Here is a 16,958-nt window from a genome sequence, read left to right on the forward strand (position 1 = left end):
GCCACCGTATAAAGTGGTGGGATTTCTTTTTCAAAATAAAAAATAGACTTCTGAACCAAAGAAAATACTTTTTTTATGGATTGGGATTGTAAATTAAAATAAAAACCTTAGTTTTTGGGTGCTAACCTTAAAGATAATTCAACATCAATTATAGATATATCAGAAAAATCACTTTCATCAAGCTTGAGTATATTCTCATTTTCTACTAAATACGATTCCATAGATAACTCTCTTAAAAAAGGCAATGGTCTTAATGATATATCATTCGTCCATACAGACTTAATTTTTTGTAGATGTTTGTATCTTTTCTCACTATTAATCCCCCAGCTGCAACATATCCAAGGATGTTTTTGCAATTCTTCCTTAGTTGGAATAACTTCTAAAGGATCAATTACGTTACTCTCTGCTAATTGCTCAAAACAACTAATTGCATCCTTATTTTTAGTATTCCTTATTGAAAATAGGTTATAAATGTGAACCCTGCCGCTCAACTCACTCATCCCATATACTTTTTCAACAAGCTTTATTACTTGCTTCATTGTCTGGTCTACATTTATTTGATGCTGCTGAATAATTCCTTCTCTTAAAATTTTAGTGTCAGACGGTTTTGCCTCTCCTGGATTCAGTAATAGAACTGCTCCAATAGATTTTGTTGCTGTCCCCCATTGCAGATATGCTGATTTTCGAAATATTATTCCTTTCTTTATTTCAAACACACCATAGGCATGCTTATTTACCAATTAGTATCCCTCCCCCCCACTTAAAAATACTTTATTATCTCTATTTTACTTTTATTCAGATATATTATCAATATCTGTCATGAATTTATGTGTTTCCCTATGTTCTACTTGTTAAGTTTACTCACATCCCAATATACCCACCCACCACAACCAAAAAAATCTCCGCCTCTCCCAATCTACCCATTCCTAGCCCAAAAGCGCCACCAAAATTGGTTTTTATTAACTAATTTGTAAATAAACCCAGTAATTTACTACCAGTTTTCTGAACATTTAAAAATGAATACTCTGTCGGATATTAACTTCCAATTTTTTCATTTATACTTTATACAACATCATGATTCGACATAGGCAGCTAACTTGAGAGAGAACAAGTAAGACATATGGAGGTGGTTAATTTCGTTTAAATGTCTTAGCAATTGTCCTTTCCAAAAGCACATGTCTGTGTTGAAAGGACGGACAAGTTCGTAGAAGGTGAACCCTGGGAAGATTTTAAGAAAGTTAAAATCATGAGGAGGTTGATCTACGATGAGATGGAAGACGGTCATAACTACTAGTGTGTTCACGCTGATTTTATCACTTATTGTTGGCTTCACCCTATCTGATTCATTTCAGTTAAGCACGCTAGAGGATACTGCTGCTTCTGAAACGGTGGACGAGAGCTACACCATAACATTAATAACCGGGGACCGGGTGGAAGTACAGCAATACGACAACGGACAGCAGGCTGTAAATATTGAACCTGCAGAAAGGGATGGGTATGAAGCAAACTTTGAGAAAATGGAAGTCGACGGGGAAGATTTATATGTCATTCCCGATGATATGCTTCCATATATTCCCGACAAAATGGATAAGGAACTTTTTAATATTACCAGTTTGATAGAGCAGGGCTATGATGATGCACAAAGCGAAACTATCCCCCTCATTATTACGCTGGAGGATAGCGCGTCTGTTCAAAGCATGAGCTCATCAGACAATGCACTATCAGATTCCAGCAATTTGCCAAGTATTAATGGATTGGCAACAGACATTTCCAAAGATGATACAGCATCCTTCACCAATGATTTATTTACAACAAAAGATAACACCACACTACAAAGCACAAATCTTTTCAGCAGTATAGACAAAATTCATCTGGATCAAATAGTGGAAGTGGAACTGGAAGACAGTGTTCCACAAATTGGTGCGCCTGAAGCTTGGGAAGCAGGATACGATGGCACTGGGCTGACAGTTGCCGTGCTTGATTCAGGTATTGATGAAGGACATCCTGATCTGGATGGAAAAGTCGTTGCGTCACAGAACTTTTCATCAGATGATACAGCAGATGACTTGCACGGGCATGGCTCCCACGTTGCTGCTACGATTGCAGGGAGCGGAGATGCATCTGACGGATTACGTCAAGGGGTAGCTCCGGGTGCCGACCTGATCAATGCAAAAGTGCTTAATGAAGCTGGAGGCGGTGCTATTTCCGATATTATTGAAGGAATGGAATGGGCAGCCGAGGAAGGTGCATCCATTCTTAATATGAGCTTAGGCGGAGGCGTTACGGACGGGACAGACCCTATGAGTCTAGCAGTAGACTCAATCAGTGAAGCGCATAATGTTCTGTTTGTTATTTCTGCAGGAAATTCTGGCCCAGGGGATGAATCAGTAACATCACCAGGCGCTGCTGATTATGCATTAACAGTTGCTGCTTTCGATAAGGATGGAGAATTGGCCAGCTTCTCTAGTCGCGGGCCGAGAACCGGAGACTATGCGATCACACCGCATATTGCTGCACCTGGCGTAGCTATTCAGGCAGCACGAGCAGAGGGCACGTCTATGGGGACGCCAATTGATGATTATTACACAGCAGCGAATGGCACCTCGATGGCCGCTCCACATGTTGCTGGTGCAGCGGCATTATATGCGCAAAAACAGCAGCAAGAAGGAGATTTTAATGCTGACATGGTAAAATCAGCACTTGTTTCCACAGCTGGACCAAATGAAGACTATACCGTGTTTGAGCAAGGCGGTGGACTTGTTGATGCGGAGCGCGCATTAACGCAGGATGTATTTTCTGAAACGGCCACATTGGATATGGGCTTTTTCGAATATCCGCATGATGACCTTGATCCTGTAACAGATACGATCACTTATCAAAACGGGGCAGATGAGGACGTCACTTTGGAGCTTTCAGTTGATGTACAGACATCGGATGAATTTACGCTGCCTGAGGATATGATCGAACTATCCGATGAAGAAATAACAGTGGAAGCAGGAGAGACTGCAGAGCTTGAAGTTACTGTTGATCCTTCTTTGGGTGAGCTCGGTTTGTATAGTGGTTATATTACGGCTGAGTCCAATAATGACGAAGTGCTGATTCATACGCCGCTTGGATTTTATAAAGAACCGGAATCCTATGATTTGGCGATTGAAGGGATTACCAGAAATGACCAGGTTCCAATGGGGCCAAGCCGAGTGAGTGTCATGAATGCCATGGATTCTACTATCTTCAGCGATTACAACGTTACTTTCACGGAGCAGGATGAAGGAGAAATCACTTTTCGGGTTGAAGCTGGTACGTATAACATAAACAGTATGCTGTATACGTACGAATCTGCTGATGACCCAACTGTTACAAGTGAAGTGGCCATGATCAACGAACCTATGGTGGAAGTCTATGAAGATACGAAAGTCACATTGGATGGCAGTGATGCATACCCGGTTACAGTAGAAATAGAGGATGAAGCTGAGCTGGATGGATTAGGGCTGACGTATCACCGAGCGGCAGAAGAACTCGGTTCCATTACGAGCAGTTACAGTTTTATTGGCGATGCGAATTTTGATGTGTTTGCCTATACGCCAACAGAACCGATCACTTTGGGAGAATTCGGATTCTACACTCAGTGGGAGTTTCTCTCACCAGACGCTTATTATAATTTAGTGCTGGAAGATGCCATTGTGTCAGATACACACTATGAAATTGCAAATGACGATCTTGCCCAGTTTGATACAAAATACTATGCGCAGCAGCCGGGCGAAGAGTACTTGAGGTTCCAGCATAAATGGAGACCATATGAGTTTGGTTCGTTTGCAGTAGGTACAAACATGGAGCTGCCTGTGAAAAGAATGGAGTATTTTGTTGCTGATGATACAACGTACCGTTCACAAATAGCCCCAAGCGAGGAATGGCCGGGTGGCATTCAGTTACAGCATGATATTAAGGAATTTGAAGTAGGAGAGTACGAACGAAACTGGTACAAACAAGCAATCCAGCCAGGTATTATTCCAGGAAACTCACCAGTCTATCGCGAAGATGGCGACCTGGAAGTTCTCCTGTATGAATATACAGATGCGGATGGACATTATTCCACTGGTGCACCGGATGCTAACCCTGTCTTCCGAGTCTATGAAAACGACGAACTGGTGGAAGAAACAGACCGGCCTAGAGGAACATTTCCATTAGATGCTGATGACTCCGAAATAAGGTTGGAGCTTGAAATGGATGCAGATAAAGCATGGTCGCCGTATTCCTCCTACACGCTGACAAATTGGGAATTTGGCGTGAATGAGCCAGGGGAGGATGAGCAGCAGGCTGCTCCTATGCTGTTTATTGATTATGATCTGGATCTGAATATCTATAATGCGGCAGAACGTGATGGCGATGGTGATGTGAATTTTGAAGTAAATCACCAGCCAGGGGCTGAATCACCTGCCATTGAAGGAGCAACTGTTTCTGTATCCTACGATGATGGAGACAGTTGGCAGGAACTACAGGGTGTGGAGCAGTTGGGTGATGGAGAATTCAGTGCACCACTCAACCATGAAAACATACCTGAAAACAGCGGTTTTGTCTCAATAAAAATCGAAGCATGGGATGCTGATGGTAACAGTATTGAACAGGATATCATCCGTGCTTACCGTGTTCCTGTTACAGCTGACAGCATGATCACGCATATTGAGCGTTTCGAAGACGAAGGAGCGTTTGAAGAAGAAGCGAGTGCCCGTCAGTTAAAAACACACTTGACAGCAGTGAACCAGTATGAAAATCAAGGTGAAGCTTCTAAGGTGATTCGTCATATGGATAGCTTTAATTTGCTGCTCGATCATCAGCTGGATCAGGGTCAGATTTCTGAAAAAGCTTATGCGTTTTTGAAGGCTGATAGTGATACAGTTGTCGGGTATTGGGAGTAAACTTAAGTGTGCTTTGCATTGCGAAGCGCACTTTTATCAAAAAATGATTTCACTAATGGACTAGCTGGCTTTTATATATGCAATACCCAAGCTATTAAATAAGTATTTTGAAAGTTAATATTTTGCTGTGATAACGTCATCTTCAGTTCCCTCAGGAAGATACGTTAACACATATAGCATTTACTTAAGGAAGGAGGGGCGCTATTAAAACCTTAAAATTAACTCCAAAGCTACTTCTCAGATTAAGTACAAGGAAGAGCTAAAGTTTCGACACAGAACTACGATAGGGAAAATGAGGAAGCGATTTGAGAGTGTATCAAATATCTAAAACGAGGAGAGGATTATATTGAAGAAATTTTTAAGCATTCTACTGGTAATGTCGCTTTTAATTCCTGTCTCCGTATTCGCACAAAGTGAAGGGGGAGCAGCAAATGAATCGGAAGTACCGCTTGTAGTAGCGTATTTGGATGATGAGGAACAAATGCAAGAATTAGTTGGTGCTGGTATGGATGTCACTAATTATGACCCAGTAAATAAGGAAGTCCAAATCGTCTTGCATAACTTTGATCAGGAATATTTATCTGAACAAGACATAGCGTATGACATCTTAGTAGAAGATTTAAATGAAGAGGCTCCTCGCGCTAAAATGAATACGCTTTCTTCTGATGAAGATTATCGTTCATTTGAACAGTATGAACAAGAGCTGCATGAAATTGCCGAACAATATCCGAATATCGCTGCATTACATGTGATTGGTGAATCTCGCGAGGGAAATCCTATCTATGCCTTAGAGATCAGTGACTCTCTCGGTGAGACCGGGGAGCCTGAAAGTGTACACATGGCACTTTATCACGCCAGAGAATGGCCTACCGGTGAGATGGCAATGGATCTAGCTCATCACCTTACTGATGGATATGGTGAAAATGATCAAGTAACTCAAGTCGTGGATGATATTAAAACGTGGATCATTCCTGTAGTCAATCCAGACGGTTTTATTCATTCTTATGAAGATTACCGGATGTGGCGTAAAAACCGTGTTGACAACGGGGACGGTACCTTTGGGGTAGACTTGAACAGAAACCATTCTTATTTATGGGGCAGCGATAACGGCTCTTCCGGTAATACTGACTCTAATACGTACCGGGGAACAGATCCTTTTAGTGAACCCGAAACAGCAGCATTGCGGGATTTCTTTTTGGAGCGAAATGTCATTACAACGATTACAAGTCATACACATGGGGAGCTCATTCTCTACCCATGGGCACATAAATATGACGTAGTCCCTGATCCGGAGATTGAAATCATGGCTGCGGCAATGTCTGACTTTAATGGTTACGCTGATATTCCAGCGATGGGCTTATATCCGCAAAGCGGTGATTACCTGGACTGGATGTATGGAACAATGCGCGGCATTAGTTTTACATTTGAAAGTGCTACTGAATTTATCCCGCCATATGAGGGATATAGTTATCCAGGTGTCCAAACAGATAATGATGCTTTTGAAGCTCGACTGTTGACTTATTCACCTGAACTGGATGGCCAGGAAGGACTTGTCGTGGATAGCGGCCAAGGAATAGACGCTGCAGATTTTCCAGCGGAAGTGAATGGAAATATTGCTTTAATCGAACGCGGTGAAGGCACTTTTAGGGAAAAAGCACTTAATGCCCAAGCGGCCGGAGCAATTGGTGTCATTTTTTACAATAACACTTCCGGCTTTATTGAAGGTACGCTTGGTAGTGCCGGTGTAGATATTCCGGCGATCGGAATAGAGAGATCCTCCGGTTTGAGCATGTTGAGTGCCATGGATGACGGTGAAGAAATAACAGCTACTTTAACAGCTGAGGCTTTTCAGGGTGAAGGAATGGAAGAGCTGTATGAGAGAAACCTGCCTGCATTTATGTATAGCATAGAACAGGCGAAAGAACATGGCAGCATAATTGATGGAAATGTAACGGACAAACTTACCGGAGAAGCGCTTGAAGCACAGTTGGAATTTGAATCGTCATTTGATGTTCCATTAACTGGAGCATGGGAAGGTCAAACAGTAGAAGAAACACAGCAAGGTTCTTTAGAAGCAGAGGGTTCTTTCGAATGGACTGTGCTGCCGAGCGAAAAACCTGAGTTGGATAGTGACCCTTATGATATTACAGTGACCTCACCTGGAAGATATGAACAGCAAGTCGAGGTAGAGATCGATGGTTTTGGACAAGAAGAAACGGTTGACATTGAGTTACAGCCTGTATTGGAACTAAAAGGAGCTGTCACTGCAAAAGATAGCTGGAGCACGAGCAGTACCATCCCTCTTCGATTTGCTACTTTAACAGAGGAAGGCATCCAGGAAAATATGGAAGATGTCCGTGTAACCATTTATGACGGTGATACAGAATTTGCATCTTTCACAGAGGGCGATCAATATAATGACATCCGTCAACTCGGTCAGGATGGAGACTATCATCTGAATCTTTTCGGAAACCAGATTGGTTTTCAAGGAAAAACATATGATGTAGAAATTACGTTTAATAATGGGAATAAGGAACTTTCTTATGAATTTCCTTTGCAGTTCGGCAGAGCTACGCAAGGCTTTCCAATCTTGCTACCATAAGTTAATAGATTAGAATAGTGAATTCATGCCTGCTGATTTTAATCAGTGGGCTTTTTTTGATGTGATGTTAAGTTTACATGGTTGTTTTTAACAACCAGCTGCCAAATCTATGCTGCTTGATTTTATTAATTAGAAACTTGAAAATGAAAAAAAGAAGCAAAATGATTGCTATATACATATAATAGATCTCTTCAGTAATCTTCTTCCAAACAACCGTGCTTTTTTAAATAGTTAATTAATCTCTATTTCAGTTTGTCATTTAAGACCTATTTCCTATTTTTAGTTAAACGGGAGGGAATGTGTCAACATTTGTCGAATTGTGTTAGGGAATAAAAAGAACTATGGGAGGAATTACATGATTAAAAAATTGCTGATCGTGCTTATTAGTATGACATTTGTTATTGGAGGAGCCGCTGCTCCCATCTTAGCAAAAGGGAATGGACCTAATTATGGAGGCAATGAAACAGTAAATACATCCATCCTTCATACGTACGAAGAAATGGAGGACTATCTGGAAAAACAGGAGAAAAAGCAAAATGATATGGAATTGGAAGTAATTGGTCAGACAGTCAAAGAACGGGATATCCACTTGGTCAAATATATGAAAAATCCTGATAATCCAACAATCCTTTATCTAGCACAGCAGCATGGAGATGAAGCGTTGGTTACGGAAGGAATGCTTGAATTCATCAAGCATCTGGGAACCGGTAAAACAAAGGGTGTAACAGAAAATGTAAATCTATTATTTATTCCTATGTATAATGCGGATGGATCCATGGGGGATGTCGATTATCCATTGGAAGATTATGCGGTTACTGGCGATCGTAATTTAACGCGTTATAATGCAAATGAAGTAGATTTAAACCGTGACCATGCTGACAAAACGCAGCCGGAAACACAAGCTTTACACCAAAATGTATTGGAAAAGTATGATATAGACTATATGATGGATTTGCATCATCAGGGGGCACAGTGGGTAATAGATGGGAATTTCGTATCTGGTGCTATCTTCCCTCCGCATGAAGATTATACCGATCCGGCGGTACTAAAAAAGTCAAAGCAGTTAGGCACTGTCGTTTATGACAGAATCGAGCCAAAAGGATGGGGGCTCCTTGCAAATTATGCAGGACCTGGTTCAGCTTACAGTGAAGAAATTGGTGTTTATGGTATAGCATCCAATTATGACATTTCAACATTCCTGTTCGAAATGCGGGGCACGCAAGATAATGCATTTGACTTCGAAGTTTTAGGACAGAAAAGCAATGGCTATTTAATTAAACAGGCTTACGAAGCAATGGACGCTTCCGCCAGAGCTATTGGGGATGGTTCCATTGAAGATAAGGATATTTCTTTCTGGGACACATTGCCGGTACAGGAAGATATTCGGGAGCAGTAGGAACAAAGGCGCAAGCGCCCGTTTAGCGACGTACGGACTGCGCCTGGCCATGCCAGGTGGATCAGTGTTGCCGCGCAAAGCGGCGGTTTTAACTGATCATTCCTTCCGCAGGAGATAAAGGAAACATGCCCCCGCATCGGGGGTATGCCGACGTTGACCGGCAAGGTCGTAGTTAGTCGGCCTTCCTTTACCCGTAAGGAGCCGATGTTGACTTATCGCGCACGGAGGTGAAGGAAGTCAGCTAGTCGCTGGGCGCTGGAGCTGGACGTGGCTATTCCTATAAAAAATATCCACAGACCCTAAAAGTTATAATTTCCTATACCAATATAAATAAAGGGCAGACGTAGCAGGCCTTGATTTTGACCTGCTACGCCTGCCCTCTTCTTTTTGCATTTCACTCTAACCTTGGATAATCAGCATTCTATTAAACATTCTTTATTACCATTGCAATCCCCTGGCCGCCACCAATACACAAACTAACCACTACGTACTGGCCATTTCTTCGTCTCAATTCATAGGAAGCAGACAGCGCTACTCTCGTTCCGCTTACTCCGACAGGGTGCCCTAATGCGATAGCACCGCCATTCACATTCGTTTTTTCACGATCCAGTCCTAATTCCTTTTCAACTGCTAAATATTGAGCCGCGAAAGCTTCATTTACTTCTACGAGATCCATATCAGCCAAGGTTAATCCGGCTTTTTTCAATGCTTTTTGAATTGCAGGCACTGGACCGATCCCCATAATATTCGGGTCAACGCCCGCTACTGCCCAGGAAATGATCTCTGCCATCGGTTTCAGTTGATGTTTTTTTACTGCATTTTCACCAGCTATAACCATACTTGCCCCTCCATCATTAATTCCTGAAGCGTTCGCAGCCGTAACGGTTCCATCTTTCCTGAACACGGTTGGCAGTTTTCCCAACTTTTCTGCTGATGAATCGGCTTTAATATGTTCGTCCGTATCTACTGTAACTTTATTTTTTCTCTGCTTCACTTCAACGGGCGTGATTTCCTCTTTAAAACTCCCCTTCTCTGTTGCCTTTTGAGCACGTTGATGGGAAAGCACAGCATACTCATCCTGTTCCTCACGTGAAATACTATACTTATCAGCCAAATTTTCAGCTGTCATTCCCATTCCTTGGCCTGTATATTCATCATGTAGGGTAGCCGGAAGCATATCCTCAAACTTAAAATCTCCCATTTTTGAACCGCCAAAACGTTGTTCAAAATTGGCATAAGGGGCCTGCGACATATTTTCTACACCACCTGCCAAAACGATTTCTGCATCATTCAATAAAATTTCCTGCGCACTTGAAACAATGGATTGCAGTCCAGAACCGCATAAGCGATTTAGTACCATTGCAGGCGTCTCAATTGGTATGCCACTGTGAAGCCCAATATGCCTCGCTACATATGCAGCATTGGTCTGAGAATGAATCACATTTCCATAAATCACTTGGTCAATTTGTTCAGGGGACACCTTAGAACGGCTCATTGCTTCTTTCGCTGTTTCAGTGCCCAGCTCCGTGGTATTTTTATTTACAAAAGAACCGCCAAACGATGTAAATGCAGTTCTAGCACCGTCTATCATATATATTTTTGACATTACACTACCTCCATGCAATATATTGACGTAAGCTTCCTTGGTGGAAGAAAATAATTTCATCTGTTATTTATCTTCATGCTTTTTCCTTAGCAAGTTCTTCTGTATTTTTCCAATCGAAGTTCGGGGAAACGAATCAACAAAATAAATTTCTTCCGGTATTTTAAAGCTCGAAAGTTTTTCCTTACAAAACTTCTTAATATCTTCCTCAGTTAAATCCTTATTTTCTGTTTCAATGTAAGCTACGACTTTTTCTTCCCTTATTTCGTCTGGAGCCGCAATGATAGCACAATGACTAACGGAAGGATGCTCTGATACTACATTTTCAATTTCTACAGAAGAAATATTTTCTCCAGCCCTTTTAATCATATCTTTGTTACGATCCATGAACCAGATGTAACCTTCCTTGTTCATATAACCATTGTCTCCCGTATATAGCCATCCGTCCTTTAATGTTTTCATGGTTTCTTCCTCATTTTTGTAATAACCTTTCATTAAAGAGGGACTCTTTATAGTAATTTCACCCACTACTCCAAAAGGAAGTTCTTCTCTATGTTCATTAACTATTTTCACCTGCTGACCAAGACCTGCTTTTCCAATTGATAAAATTCCGGTTTCTTTATCTTCCGGCATATCAGCATAGATTGGATTGGTAATATTAGTAGTAATTGATTCTGTCATTCCAAACCACTGAAATATTTTAATACCAAATCTTTCTTGGAATGTATTGACCTCATTAGTTGGAACAAATAAGCCATATCCTGCATGACGAATGCTATTATTTTTCTCAAGCGCTGATGGTTCACGTCTTATTAATATTTTTATAATAGTGGCTACTAAGCTTGTCACTGTGGGCTTATACTTATCTACCGTTTCCCAGAAAGCAGATGCTTTAAACGATTCCAGCAGAACAATCGATCCCCCTACCACCAATGTAGACATGGAAGTATAATACTGGGAATTGACATGAAACAGTGGCAAAAAGATTAAATACCTGTCATTTGGTGTTAACTGTTGATAAAGAACAGAGGAATGTCCTGCGTATAAATAGTTTTCATGGGTGATCAGGACACCTTTTGGTTTTGCTGTCGTCCCCGATGTATATAATATGCCGGCTACATCAGAGGCACCAACTTCTTTTTTATGTGTATCTCCACTCTCGTTTCTTAGCTCGCCCATCCATGCTTCGGTTAATTCCTGTTCAAACAAAAGGTTGCATTCATTCATGACTTCTCTGTGTCCATTTGAAACCAGTTCTTTATCAAAAATGATCCCTTTACTTTCCGAATGCTCCAGAAAATACGCTAATTCAGATGCTGTGGAAGCCGTATTAATAGGAAGAAGAACTGCTCCCAATGCACCACAAGCAAACCACACATCATAGAAGGAAGGACAATTTTTGATCATCACAGTAACCACATCACCCTTAGTGATACCTTTTTCTTCAAGCCATGCAGCAGTTTGATTTGCTCTTTTAAACATTTCTTCATAAGAGATGACTTGATCTTCAAAATATAAAAATGGCTTTCCCTCATATTTTTTTGCCTGTTTCTCCAAATACGTATAAATTGTCATATTACCATGTGTAAGCATTTATATATCCATCCTTTTTATAGAAATAAAGGTGTCACAAGAAACACAGTCGTTGAAATGAGAAATAATATTACAAATGCAACAAAACAATATCCCCAAATATCTTTCAGCCCTAGCTTGGATAATCCTAAAGCCGGCAGAACGAAAAATGGCTGTAATAAATTCGTCGTCATGTCGCCAACAGATACTGCATTTACTACTACAGATGGCGGCAGGTTTAAAGATTGTATAGCCTCCAGCATAATAGGCCCCTGAACCTGCCATTGCCCACCTGCTGAAGGAACGAACATGTTAACTATCGCTCCTGCAATATAACTAAATATCGGAAACGTAAAATCAGTTGAAAATGATACAATCGTTTTCGAAATAATGGTGATTAATCCTGAACCAGCCATCATGCCCATTATTCCTGCATAGAAAGGAAATTGAATTAATATGCCTCCTGCAGCACTCATTCCACTGATTACAGCATTTAAGTAACTTTCTGCCGATCCATGTAAGGCTAACCCTAAAACAATGAACATAAAATTAAGAATGTTAAGTTCCAGGTTAAACCCGTTATTGACAAAATACAATATAATCCATAAAGAACCTAATGCAACCGTTGCATAGTTTAAAATTTTACTGTGGTTCAATTTTTCTGCGATCGTATTATCTACTTTTATTGCAGGTTTCACGTCCTCCCCATTTTTTTCACTATTGAAAGGGACAACATCCTTTTCCTTTGGCATCATTTTAAGATAAGCAAAAATAACTGCTCCTAATCCGACGAATGCGATGAGAAGCATTGTTGGACTGAAAATCGTTTCCGTGAGTGGAATTAGTCCAATTGATTCTTCAGTGGAATGCCCCGGTGTATTAACCAGAAGTGGTGCAGTAAGGGTAATTCCTGCAGGCAAAATTGCCACCACCGCACTATAACCAGCTGCAATTAATATACGGAAATCCACCGTTGGCAAACGTTTCGCAACCTCAATCGCAAATAAAGCTCCTAATACAAACCCTAACCCCCAACTAATGTATCCAGCTGCTGCAGAAACTAACATTGTTGTAACAATAGCGGAGCCTTGCGTCTTTGGTTTCGAAGCAATGCGAATCAGCAATCTTTCTACCGGGGGTGCCTTAACCAATGCATAGCCGGTAATAAGTATCAATATCATTTGGGTTGTAAATTCAAGGAAATCCCAAAATCCATTATACCAATGAGTGGTCATATCTAATACGCCTTCACCAGTAAATAAAAGCCCCATGATAAACACGATAAAGGTTAGTAAAATAGCAAAAATAAATGCACTCGGTAAAAACTTTTCTACAACTAATCTGACTTTGTCTGAAACTGCTCTAAGCACTTTTTTCCTCCTTTGCCGTTAACGCTTTCATTGAGTTTTAAGTTTATATAACTTAAACTATTTGTAATGTTTTCATTGATTTTGACAGACTGCAGTTTTTCTGTCAATTGATTGATAATTTTCTAACAAGGAGGGGCTTCATGGAAACTAGACAACAAAAGGCTTTGCTTACCAAGAAAAAAATTTCTGAGACTGCAATTCAATTATTTAAAGAAAAAAGTTTTCATCAGGTAACTGTAGATGAAATATTAAAAAAAGCGAATTCTTCCAAGGGAGCTTTTTATACACATTTTAGAAGTAAACATGATATTTTTTTAGATAAATTTAAAGAAATTGATGATTATTATCTAGATGAAATTGTAGAGGTAATTAATAAAGAATCATTATGCAAGGATAAACTAGCTATATTCTTTCGTTTACAAATGGCGTATATTGAACGTGATCTTGGCTGGGATGTGGTTCGAACTATTTATGAGGTTGAATTAAATACGGAGAGGGAAAGCTTTTTTCTTTTACCTGACAGGCCATTATATTCTATATTGACTGGGATATTTAAAGAAGGACAGAAAAATGGTGAATTCCGCTCAGACCTTTCTTCTGCAGTGATGTTGAACGCTTGTCTTCGAATTATGAGAGGGATTCTTTATGACTGGAGTCTTCATAATGCCAGTTTTTCTTTGGAAGAGGAACAGGAATTGTTATTCAGGATGATGATTCGGGAGTTTATGGCAGAGCAATAACCATTTGAAATACCTCGTATGCTATGGGATATGGAGCCATTAAAACCAAGGGATGGACTGATAAGAAATACTACACACAACAGCCGGGTGCTGAATACTCCAGAGTGCGGCATAAATGGACCATATGAGGTTGCTTCCGCTACACAACGTATGCCAATAGATCTTCCTCATGAAAGAATGGAACATTATTTTGCCGATGATACGAGATATGGTACACAACTATCTCCAAGTGATGAGTGGCCAAGCGGTATTCGATTAGTGCATGAAAATACTGAGTTTGAGATAGGAGAGTACGAACGAAACTGGAATAAACAGGCGATACAGCCAGATATTGCAGCGGGAAGCTCACCAGTCTACCGTGAAGATGGCAACTTGGAAGTTAGCATGTATGAGGATACCAATTCTTATGGATATCATTCCATGAGAGCACCGGATGCCAACCCTGTGGTTTACGAAAACGGAAAATTAGTGGAAGAAACGGATAGACCGACCGGAACTCTCCCATTAACTTCTGATGAATCGGAAATAATGCTGGCACTTGAAACGGATTCAGATAAAGCATGGTCACCATATTCATCTTATACGTTAACGAATTGGAATGTTGTCTTAGAAGAACCAGAAGCAGATGAACAGTACGTTGCACCAATGCTTTATATATTATGACCTGGATCTGAATATGTATTATGCGGCAGTACGTGACGGTGATCATGATACGAATTTTGAAGTAAATCACCAGCCTGGAGCAGAATCACCTGCATTTGAAGGTGCGAACCTGTCCGTTCCCTACGATGATGGAGAAAGCTGGCAGGAAGTTCAGGATGTAGAACAGTTGGATGAGAACGGGTTCCGTGCAGCATTCGACCAGGAAAACATTCCTGTGGGAAGCTGTTTTATCTCCTTAAAAATCGAAACCTGGAACACTGAAGAAAACAGCATTGAACAGGAAATCATTCGGGGCTACCGTCTTCCGGTAACAGCTAACAGCATGGGGACACATGTTGACCGTTTTGAAAGTGAAGGAGAATTTGAGAACGCACAGGCCGCCCGGATGTTAAAAACACATCTGACAGCAGTGAGCCAATACGAAAATCAGGGAGAAGCTTCGAAGGTAATTCGTCATATGGTAAGCTTTAACCTATTGTTGGATCACCAGCTTGATAATGGGTTGATTTCTTAAAAAGCTTATGCTTTTTTGAAAACTGATAGCAATACTGTTACAGGATATTGGGAGTACAGCTTAATAAAGAGTGCATAGCGCACTCTTTAAAAAATTCTTCATTTTAAATAACGGCTACTCTTTCAATTGAATTCTAGGCAAGATTAAGACATCTCACCTTTTTTAAAAAAATTGTTCACTCTCAATAGGACACCGGATGTGATGGTTAGAACTTAAATACAGCCATTAGAGTAGACCGTTTACTAAATATTAATTATTTCATTAATTTCAATCCCTCTTTTACCAACCTCTTCAATAAATGTTTCGTAGGGAATATCAGTTGTTGGTGAGAGTACACCTTTCTTTGTAATCGTACCATCCGCCAGCATCCGGGCTACAATACTTGCTGTATATCCGACAGTACGATTCATAGCAAACAGACCTGAGTCCAAATCTCTCTCATCGATCAACTCATAAATGATCTCCATGTCCATTCCGTCTTTTTTCCCACGAATAATATTTTTCATGATGGTAAGATCCTTTTCATTTTCCCCGTATTGCAGACGGGGTTCTAAATGTTTAACTAGAAAATCATGTGGAGATACTCCTTTTATGCCGCTAACATCTTCATTCTCCAGAAATCCAAGCTTGACCATATCTCTCCAAAAACGAGCATGCCCTTTCCATCGGATTGTTCTTCGCTCTGTATTGACTACTTCATTTTCAATTCCAAATATTTTTGCGAAATTCACTGCATTTCCATTTGGCATGGATTCCAATCCATCTATCCCTGCTACACTAAGCTCTTTTTGCCATTTGTCATTATGCTGTTCTCCCGCTGGAACATTAACCAATTCTCCATCTACTATCATTACAGCAGGTCGTCTTAACGTACTTAACACCATATCAAAATTCCAAGAAATTTTATACTTTAATGGATTATCCGCCGCTTTAAGCTCCGGAACTCCACCGCAAAAGGAATAAAGTTCATGAACTTCATCCAATTGACTGACAGCATACCCACACAACACTAAATCAATACCAGGGTCCAACCCCGATTCTGGCATAATGGCCACTTCTTTTTCTTTTGCCATTTTATATACTTCCTTGGACAGACTATTTGCATATGAACTGTTAACCAAAGGAACTCCTGCCTCAATTGCTGCCATGGCAGACGTTTCATTAAATCGCATTGGTAATAGGTCAATTACAGCATTCACATTATCGGAAAATAATTCCATAAGATTTTCCTGGGACGTCGCATCCACCTTTTTCTTTACTATTTTATCCATATCCAGATACTCACTAAAAGCATCTAATGCTTCAAATACCACATCGGCACAAACTATTTCTTTTATTGCCTCGTTTCTGCCCAAATCCTGGATAGCTGCTCTTCCTTGAAGCCCAGCCCCACCCAATACAACAATCTTCATTCCAAAACCTCCTATTAGTATAAAGCTTTTTTGTACACTAAGCTAATATGCCAATCGACGATGACATATAACGTTAGCAGGTTAATAAATCCGAATTTTATGTATTAGTCGACAGCCTAACAAGAGGTGTAATCAAGTATGGCTGCGCTGATTTTAGATCTCATCATTTTTAT

At 40.5% G+C, this 16,958-nt stretch carries 11 protein-coding genes; 6 read left to right on the forward strand and 5 right to left on the reverse strand.

Annotation, left to right across the window (positions count from 1 at the left end; genetic code table 11):
- Positions 1 to 107: 107 nt before the first annotated feature.
- Complete coding sequence (locus ACDX78_RS21020) at positions 108 to 740, reverse strand: hypothetical protein (protein ID WP_486030480.1); 633 nt, start codon at positions 738 to 740, stop codon at positions 108 to 110.
- A gap of 525 nt (positions 741 to 1,265) precedes the next feature.
- Between ACDX78_RS21020 and ACDX78_RS21025 the strand changes: the two genes are divergently transcribed.
- The 3 genes from ACDX78_RS21025 (at position 1,266) to ACDX78_RS21035 (ending at position 8,911) form a co-directional block, all read left to right on the forward strand.
- Complete coding sequence (locus ACDX78_RS21025; protein WP_486030482.1) at positions 1,266 to 4,913, forward strand: S8 family serine peptidase; 3,648 nt, start codon at positions 1,266 to 1,268, stop codon at positions 4,911 to 4,913.
- A 346-nt stretch (positions 4,914 to 5,259) separates the two neighbouring features.
- Positions 5,260 to 7,515 carry a M14 family zinc carboxypeptidase gene (locus ACDX78_RS21030; protein WP_486030484.1) on the forward strand — a complete coding sequence of 752 codons (2,256 nt, stop codon included), beginning with the start codon at positions 5,260 to 5,262 and terminating at the stop codon, positions 7,513 to 7,515.
- Between the two features lie 355 nt (positions 7,516 to 7,870).
- On the forward strand, positions 7,871 to 8,911 hold the full coding sequence (locus tag ACDX78_RS21035; protein ID WP_486030486.1) for a M14 family zinc carboxypeptidase: 1,041 nt from the start codon (positions 7,871 to 7,873) through the stop codon (positions 8,909 to 8,911).
- Between the two features lie 424 nt (positions 8,912 to 9,335).
- Here ACDX78_RS21035 and ACDX78_RS21040 read toward each other — a convergent pair whose 3' ends face one another.
- The 3 genes from ACDX78_RS21040 to ACDX78_RS21050 form a co-directional block, all read right to left on the reverse strand.
- Positions 9,336 to 10,517: a thiolase family protein gene (locus ACDX78_RS21040; RefSeq protein ID WP_486030488.1), complete on the reverse strand. Its 1,182-nt coding sequence runs from the start codon at positions 10,515 to 10,517 to the stop codon at positions 9,336 to 9,338.
- A gap of 63 nt (positions 10,518 to 10,580) precedes the next feature.
- Positions 10,581 to 12,107 (reverse strand): class I adenylate-forming enzyme family protein, encoded by a 1,527-nt coding sequence (locus tag ACDX78_RS21045; protein ID WP_486030489.1) that lies wholly within the window; start codon positions 12,105 to 12,107, stop codon positions 10,581 to 10,583.
- Positions 12,108 to 12,124: 17 nt separating this feature from the next.
- The gene (locus ACDX78_RS21050; RefSeq protein WP_486030491.1) at positions 12,125 to 13,456 is read right to left on the reverse strand and encodes a short-chain fatty acid transporter; all 1,332 of its coding nucleotides are present in this window, start codon (positions 13,454 to 13,456) and stop codon (positions 12,125 to 12,127) included.
- 140 nt (positions 13,457 to 13,596) lie between these two features.
- On the opposite strand from ACDX78_RS21050, the gene ACDX78_RS21055 reads away from it, so the two are divergent.
- Genes ACDX78_RS21055 through ACDX78_RS21065 form a run of 3 tightly spaced genes read left to right on the forward strand, consistent with a single transcriptional unit; the run spans position 13,597 to position 15,373 of the window.
- The gene (locus ACDX78_RS21055; RefSeq protein ID WP_486030492.1) at positions 13,597 to 14,196 is read left to right on the forward strand and encodes a TetR/AcrR family transcriptional regulator; all 600 of its coding nucleotides are present in this window, start codon (positions 13,597 to 13,599) and stop codon (positions 14,194 to 14,196) included.
- A gap of 30 nt (positions 14,197 to 14,226) precedes the next feature.
- Positions 14,227 to 14,859, forward strand: a complete 633-nt coding sequence (locus tag ACDX78_RS21060) for a hypothetical protein (protein ID WP_486030494.1) — start codon at positions 14,227 to 14,229, stop codon at positions 14,857 to 14,859.
- Between the two features lie 13 nt (positions 14,860 to 14,872).
- Positions 14,873 to 15,373 (forward strand): FIMAH domain-containing protein, encoded by a 501-nt coding sequence (locus tag ACDX78_RS21065; RefSeq protein ID WP_486030496.1) that lies wholly within the window; start codon positions 14,873 to 14,875, stop codon positions 15,371 to 15,373.
- 242 nt (positions 15,374 to 15,615) lie between these two features.
- On the opposite strand, the gene ACDX78_RS21070 is transcribed toward ACDX78_RS21065, so the two are convergent.
- Positions 15,616 to 16,785: a saccharopine dehydrogenase family protein gene (locus tag ACDX78_RS21070; protein WP_486030497.1), complete on the reverse strand. Its 1,170-nt coding sequence runs from the start codon at positions 16,783 to 16,785 to the stop codon at positions 15,616 to 15,618.
- Between the last annotated feature and the right edge of the window lie 173 nt (positions 16,786 to 16,958).

The sequence above is a fragment of the Virgibacillus oceani genome (assembly GCF_041521345.1).
Lineage (GTDB): Bacteria > Bacillota > Bacilli > Bacillales > Amphibacillaceae > Virgibacillus_N > Virgibacillus_N oceani_A.